This window comes from Candidatus Pelagibacter sp., assembly GCF_052049775.1.
In the GTDB taxonomy this organism is placed as follows: domain Bacteria; phylum Pseudomonadota; class Alphaproteobacteria; order Pelagibacterales; family Pelagibacteraceae; genus Pelagibacter.
In genome coordinates this window covers 1-7,208 of record NZ_JBNGZH010000015.1, presented here as the reverse complement: position 1 = coordinate 7,208, position 7,208 = coordinate 1, and the positions used below count along the sequence as shown (strand labels likewise).

At 25.8% G+C, this 7,208-nt stretch carries 7 protein-coding genes and 1 pseudogene; 7 read left to right on the top strand and 1 reads right to left on the bottom strand.

Going from position 1 to position 7,208, the window contains the following annotated elements:
• From bamA to lpxB, 7 genes are all read left to right on the top strand, one after another.
• Nucleotides 1-2,249 (top strand): outer membrane protein assembly factor BamA (bamA, locus tag ACTT83_RS02775; RefSeq protein ID WP_440918643.1); only part of this gene is annotated, 2,249 nt, incomplete at its 5' end.
• Nucleotides 2,249-2,761, top strand: a complete 513-nt coding sequence (locus tag ACTT83_RS02770) for an OmpH family outer membrane protein (protein ID WP_440918642.1) — start codon at nucleotides 2,249-2,251, stop codon at nucleotides 2,759-2,761. The genes bamA and ACTT83_RS02770, both read left to right, overlap by 1 nt.
• Nucleotides 2,758-3,207, top strand: coding sequence for a 3-hydroxyacyl-ACP dehydratase FabZ (gene fabZ, locus ACTT83_RS02765; RefSeq protein ID WP_440916486.1), 450 nt, complete (start codon nucleotides 2,758-2,760; stop codon nucleotides 3,205-3,207). The genes ACTT83_RS02770 and fabZ overlap by 4 nt, the downstream gene beginning before the upstream one ends.
• A gap of 51 nt (nucleotides 3,208-3,258) precedes the next feature.
• Nucleotides 3,259-4,236 (top strand): UDP-3-O-(3-hydroxymyristoyl)glucosamine N-acyltransferase, encoded by a 978-nt coding sequence (gene lpxD / locus ACTT83_RS02760; RefSeq protein ID WP_440918641.1) that lies wholly within the window; start codon nucleotides 3,259-3,261, stop codon nucleotides 4,234-4,236.
• On the top strand, nucleotides 4,233-5,015 hold the full coding sequence (gene lpxA / locus ACTT83_RS02755) for an acyl-ACP--UDP-N-acetylglucosamine O-acyltransferase (RefSeq protein ID WP_440918640.1): 783 nt from the start codon (nucleotides 4,233-4,235) through the stop codon (nucleotides 5,013-5,015). Before lpxD ends, lpxA begins: the two co-directional genes overlap by 4 nt.
• A 1-nt stretch (nucleotide 5,016) precedes the next feature.
• The gene (gene lpxI / locus ACTT83_RS02750; RefSeq protein WP_440918639.1) at nucleotides 5,017-5,802 is read left to right on the top strand and encodes a UDP-2,3-diacylglucosamine diphosphatase LpxI domain-containing protein; all 786 of its coding nucleotides are present in this window, start codon (nucleotides 5,017-5,019) and stop codon (nucleotides 5,800-5,802) included.
• Nucleotides 5,799-6,935: a lipid-A-disaccharide synthase gene (lpxB, locus tag ACTT83_RS02745; protein WP_440918638.1), complete on the top strand. Its 1,137-nt coding sequence runs from the start codon at nucleotides 5,799-5,801 to the stop codon at nucleotides 6,933-6,935. Before lpxI ends, lpxB begins: the two co-directional genes overlap by 4 nt.
• Here lpxB and ACTT83_RS02740 read toward each other — a convergent pair.
• Nucleotides 6,912-7,208 (bottom strand): annotated as a pseudogene (locus ACTT83_RS02740) (glutamate--tRNA ligase); the annotation flags it as partial. The gene lpxB and the pseudogene ACTT83_RS02740 overlap by 24 nt on opposite strands.

The window sequence follows — 7,208 nt, the reverse complement described above, 5'->3', positions numbered from 1 at the left end:
TGAATATGCTGAAATCATTTTGTAAATTAAATTTATTTTTAATTTTTTTTCTTATATTTGCCTCAATATTAAGAGCAGAGGTAATTAATAAGATAAATATAGAGGGAAACAACCGAATTTCCTCACAGACAATTGAAATGTTTAGTGGAGTATCTATTAGTGACAATGTAACTGAGGTAGATTTAAACAATATTCTCAAAAGATTATATAATACAAATTTCTTTGATTTAGTTTCTGTAAAAGTTTTAAATGAAACTTTAACTATAAAAGTAAAAGAAAATCCAATTATACAAAATATAAGTTATGAAGGTGTCAAATCATCCAAAATTTTAGAAGAATTAAAAAATAACTCTATTCTAAAATCAAGATCTTCTTTTAATAAAGTGTTATTAGAAAAGGATAAAAAGAAAATAAAAAATTTTTTAAAAAATTTGGGTTATTATTTCTCCAAAATTGAAATTTCAATTGATGAGTTAGAGGACAATAAAATTAATTTAAATTATAACATCTCTCTCGGAGAAAAAGCTAAAATTAAAAAAATTTCTTTTATTGGTGATAAAATTTTTAAGGATAAAAAATTAAAAAATGTAATCTTAAGTGAAGAATATAAGCCTTGGAAATTCTTATCTGGAAGAAAATATCTAAATGAGTCTATGATAAGTTATGATGAAAGATTGCTTAAAAATTTTTATTTAAATAAAGGTTTTTATAATGTCGAAATAAATTCATCATTTGCAAAAATGATTAATGATAAATCTTTTGAATTAATATTTAATATTGACGCTAATACAAAAGTATTTTTTGGCGATCTAACGTTAGATATACCAAATGATTTTTCTAAATCTCATTATGAAGTAGTTGAAAAATTTTTTGAAAGATTAGAAAATGAACCATATTCTGTTAATAGAATTGAGGATATTATTGAAAAGATTGAAGTAATAACTATTAATGAACAATATGAGTCTATTAAGGCTAATGTAAATGAAAATATAATTTCAAATAAGATAAATATAAGTTTTAAAATTGAAGAAACCGAAAAGTTCTTTATTGAACGAATTAATATTTTTGGAAACAATATTACAAGAGAGTCAGTTTTAAGAAATCAAATTGAAATAGATGAAGGTGATCCATTTAATCAAATTCTTTATGCAAAATCGTTAAATAATATTAAAGCTTTGAATTTTTTTGAAAAAGTCGAAGGTGAAATTTTAGATGGAAATCAATTTAATACAAAAATAATTAATATTAATGTAACTGAAAAAGCTACAGGTGAGATCTTTGCTGGTATTGGAACAGGTACAGATGGTTCAAATTTTTCTTTTGGAATTAAAGAAAATAATTATTTAGGTAGAGGAGTGAAACTTGATAGTAATTTAATGGTTTCAGAAGAGAGAATAAGAGGAAAATTTATAGTTTCTAATCCAAATTATAAAAATTCTGATAAAAACCTTGATTTAGCTCTTGAAGCCACCTCAATAGATAGATTAGCAACATCTGGTTACAAATCTAATGTTACAGGCTTCTCTATTGGGACAAAATTTGAGTTTTTAGATGATTTGAGATTAGGATTATCCACAAAGAATAATATCGAAAAAATTGATGTCGACTCAAGTGCATCCTCTAGGCAAAAAAAACAAGATGGAAATTATTTTGATAGTTTTATTGGACTAGATTTTATTTACGATAAAAGAAATCAAAAATATCAAACAACAGATGGTTTTTTCAGTAGTTACAATGTAAATGTACCAATTATAAGTGATACAAACACTTTAACGAATATTTATAATTATAAAATCTTTAAAGAGCTATACGAAAATAATGTATCATCACTATCTCTTTTATTTAAAACTGCAAACTCTTTGAGCAGTGATGATGTTAAACTATCAGAGAGATTATATTTGCCTGGAAGAAGATTGAGAGGTTTTGAGTCAGGCAAGGTAGGACCTAAAGATGGCAGTGATTTTATTGGGGGTAATTATGTATCGAGCATAAATGCAACTACAACTTTACCTGTTATTTTTCAAAATGTTCAAAATTTAGATGTTGTGATGTTTGCAGATGCAGCAAATATTTGGGGAGTTGACTACGATAGCTCTCTTGACAATAGCGGTATTAGAAGTTCAGTTGGATTAGGACTAGATTGGTTAACACCGGTTGGACCTTTGACTTTTTCATTTGCTCATCCAATTACAAAGGAGTCAACTGATATTGAAGAAGCATTCAGATTTAATATAGGCACAACTTTTTAATGAATAACATAAAAAGATTTATTATTTTTTTATTAGTTCTCTTTATTTTTTTGCCAACAGCATATAGTGAGAATAAAATTGTATATCTAGATTTAGATAGTTTAGTAAGTAATACAAAAGCTGGTAAAACAATTTTAAACAGACTTGATAAATCAAAAAAGGATGCATTATTAAAATTTGAAAAAAAAGAAAAGGAACTTAAAAAAATTGAAAATGAAATAAAAAGTCAAAAAAATATAATTTCTGAGGAAGAATTAAAGAAAAAATTAACGGAATTTAGAAAAGAAATATCTATTTTTAATAAGGATAAACAAAAAGTCATAAATGAGTTTAATCAAAAAAAGAAAGCTGAATTTGAAGAATTTTTTAAAAAGATAACACCAATAATTGAAAAATATGTAAATGAAAAAAAAATTGATATGGTACTTGATAAAAAAAATATTTTCGTAGCAAGTAAAAAGAAAAATGTTACTCAAGAAATTATCAAAATAATTGATATTGAAATTAAATGAGCACATCATTAAATAAAAAACAAATAATTGAATTATTACCTCATCGTGAGCCAATGTTATTAATTGATGAACTTTATGATATTAAAAAATTATTTTCAGCATCAGCTGTTGTAAATGTTAAAAAAGATAGTTTTTTTGTTGATGGTCATTTCCCAGGACAACCAGTTATGCCTGGTGTATTAATTGTTGAGTCTTTCGGTCAAGCTGCAGCTGCTTTAACAGCGCATGGTTTAGATAAATCAACATATGAAAACAAACTAGTATTCCTAATGGGAGTCGAAAAAGCAAGATTTAGAAACCCTGTTATACCAGATTGTAAATTAATTTTAAAAATAGAAGCTATTAGATCCCATGGTCGTGTATGGAAATATAAAGGTGAAGCATTTGTAGATGATAAAAAAATGGCAGATGCAATATGGTCCGCTACAATTGTAGATAAGAAATAATTAGCAATAATTTTTGATAACATATCGAGTCCTTCTTTGGTAAAAGCAATTATGTTTAATCCATTCTTTACTAAAAGTGGCCCTTTCAATATTTTGGAAATTTTAAGAATTTTAAAAATTGAACTTAAAATAGAAAAAAATCAAATAGTAAAAGACATTAAGGATTTATTTAGTGCTGAAAAAGATTGCATTACTTTTTTTCATTCAAAAAAATATAATGAAATAGCTAAGAAAACTAAAGCTTCTTATTGTTTAACAACACAAAATTTAAAAGATTATCTTCCAAAAAGTTGTACTGCTATTGTTGTAGATAATGTATTAATTTCTACTTCACTTGTAACTCAAAAATTTTACCCAAATTCAATTGAAGACGAATACGATAAGTCTGCAATTAATATTAATGACACTAATTTTAAAACTATAGTTAAAACTGGAAAAAATGTATTAGTTGGAGAAAATGTAAAAATTGGTAAAGATTGCTTAATTGGACATAATACAATTGTTGAACGCAATGTACAAATTGGTGATAATTGCAAAATCGGATCAAATACAATTTTGAGAAATACTATTATTAAAGATAACGTGACCATTTTAGATAATTGTGTAATTGGAAAAAAAGGATTTGGTTTCTTCCCTAATAATAATAAGAATATTCGGTATCCGCATATAGGTATTGTTATAATAAATGAAAATTGTGAAATTGGGTGTGGATCTACAATTGATCGTGGTTCATTATCAAATACAGAAATTGGTAAGAATACTTTTTTGGATAACCAAATCCATATAGCTCATAATGTAAAAATTGGTGAAAATACAATTTTAGCTGGACAAGTTGGAATCGCTGGAAGTTCAATTATCGGAAACAACGTAAAAATTGGAGGCCAAGCTGGTATTTCTGGACACATTAAAGTTGGTAATAACGTGGAAATAGGTGGTGGAAGTGGAGTCATAAAGGATGTGCCAGATAACGCTAAAGTTATGGGCTATCCAGCAAAAAGTATTAGAGAATTTTTGAAAAATAATAGATGATTCACACAACTGCTATCGTTGATCCAAAATCAAAAATATCATCCAATGTAGAAGTAGGTGCCTATTCAGTAATTGGACCAAATGTTGAAATAGGAGAAAATACTATTATCCAATCTCATGTTAGTATTAGTGGAAACACTAAAATTGGGAAGAAAAATAAGATATATCCATTTGCCTCTATTGGAAACGATCCTCAAGATCTAAAATTTAATGGTGAGGATACCAAATTAGAGATTGGAGATAACAATAAAATTAGAGAATATGTAACAATAAATCCAGGTACCAAAGGTGGGGGTGGTATTACTAAAATTGGTAATGGATGTTTGTTTATGGTTTCTTCACATATAGCACATGATTGCTTAGTTGAAGACAATGTAATACTTGCAAATAATGTTCCTCTCGGTGGACATGCACATATAGAGCAAAATGTAATAATCGGAGGTAACTCAGCTGTGCAACAATTTACTAGAGTAGGTAAGTTTGCAATGATAGGTGGAATGTGCGGTGTAGTAAGAGATATAATTCCTTATGCTATGGTTCATGGTAATAGAAGTATTCTTCAAGGGTTAAATTTAATTGGTTTAAGAAGACAAAATGTAACTAATAAAGAAATACTAGTTTTAAGTGAAGCATATAAAGAAATTTTCAAAAGTGAAAATTTAACAGATAATTTAAAGAATTTAAGATCTGAATTAAAAAAAAATAATCTTGTAAAAGATGTTATCGAATTTTTAGAGAAAGATAAAAAAAGACCAATATGCACACCTTTTTCAAAATAAAATGATTGGCTTATTCTTAGGTGACACAGATTTTCCAAAAGTTGTTCTCAAAAAGATAAAAAAATTAAAAAAGAAATACTTTATAATTGATTTTTCTAAAAATAATTTATTTGCAAAAGAAAAAAACTCTTACAGAATAAGCATTGGAAAATTTGGAAAAATTATAGATTTAATTAAAAAGCAAAAATCCAACAAAGTTCTTTTTGCAGGGAAAATCGCTAAACCAAAATTTTCCGCATTGAGATTAGATTTAAAAGGTATTTATTATATGCCAAGTATAATAAAAGCTGCCAAACTAGGTGATGCAGCTATAATAAAAGCCATAATAGAAATTCTTAAAAATGAAAAAATTAAAGTTATAAGCTCAATCCATTTTAATTCTGAGTTAACTGCAAAAAAAGGTAACTATACAAATTCTAAACCTTCTAGGGCAGATATTAAATCAATCAATCGAGGTATTAGACATTTAGCCAAGACAAATAGTTATGATCATATTCAAGCACTAATAGTAAAAGACAATAAGATGATAGCAAAAGAAGACAATAGAGGCACCAGAAAAATGATGTCTAAATTAAAGAAAAATTCAGGTGGTATTTTAATCAAATTTCCTAAAAAAAAACAAGATTTGAGAATGGATTTACCAACAATTGGGATTCAAACTATAAAAGATTGTAAAAAATATGGATTAAAAGGAATAGTTCTTAAATCTAAAAAAAATATCTTTTTAGATAAATTTAAAAGTATTGAATTTGCAAATAAAAATAAAATTTTTATTTTGATAAAATGAGAAAAATATTTGTACTTACAGGAGAACCTTCTGGAGATAAATTAGCTTCTACAGCAATTTCTAAACTTCAAAAAAATTATACAGATATTGAATATTTATCTGTAGGCGGGTCAAATTTAAAAAAAATAGGCATAGATTCTATCTTTGATTTGAAAGAAATAACTTATTTGGGTTTCACGAGTGTTTTGTTAAATATTTTTAAGATTAATAAAAGAATTAATCACACTGTTAAAGAAATCTTGAAATTTAATCCAGATATTTTGTTTAGTGTTGATAGTCCAGATTTTACTTTAAGAGTTGCAGAAAAGGTAAAAAAAATTAATCCTCAAATTAAGACAATTCACTATGTAGCCCCTCAAGTTTGGATTTGGAGAAAAGGAAGGGTAAAAAAGATTAAAAAATTTATTGATCATATTCTTCTCTTATTCGATTTTGAAAAAAAATTTTTTGATGAAGAGAATATAAATAATACTTTTGTAGGTCATCCGTTAATAGAAAATAATAAAAATGATAAAACAGATATCAGTAATTTTATTTCTAATAATAAAAAAATAATCTCTTTATTTCCAGGTAGTCGAAAATCTGAAACAAATGTTTTATTACCAATATTAATTGATTTTATAAATATGATGAACAAAAGAAATTTAAATTACAATTTTATTTTTCACGCTACTGAAGAAAATAAAAATAACATTGTTGAGTATCTTAAAGATAAAAATTTGAATAATATTGATGTAATTTCGGATGAAAATATAAAAAGGGAAATATTATCAAATTCAATTTTTGCTGTATGTAAGTCAGGAACAATATCTCTTCAAGTTTGTAACGCCAATGTTCCTTCAATAATTATTTATAAATTAAATTTTATAAATTTTATGATATTTAAATTATTGGTAAATGTTAAATTTGCAAATATCATCAATATAATTAATAATAAAGAAGTCATTCCTGAATTGTTGCAAAGTGAGTGTAATGCAAAAGAAATTTATAATTCTGTTTTATATATTCTAAAAAATCCAGAGATTGGAAAAAAACAATTAGAACAATGCAAACAAACTTTAAAAGGAATTAGATCGAATTCTTCATCATCTAATGAAGTAGCCACAATCTTAAGAAATAGTCTTGTTGGATAATCTTTTTTTAACCTCTTCTTTACCCAGAGATATAATTATATCATAAATACCAGGACCAAATTTTGACCCTGTTAAAGCCACTCTTAAGGGCTGACCAACACCTTTAAAATTGGTGTTATTAGATTTTATTAGTTCCTGAACTATCGGTTCTAAATTTTCCCTTGTAAAGTTGTTTATTTCTTTAATATTATCTTTAAATTCAGAGATAATTTTTCGTGCATTAGCATCAATTAATTTTAGATCTTCTTTATTAAAATTAACTTCATCATTAAT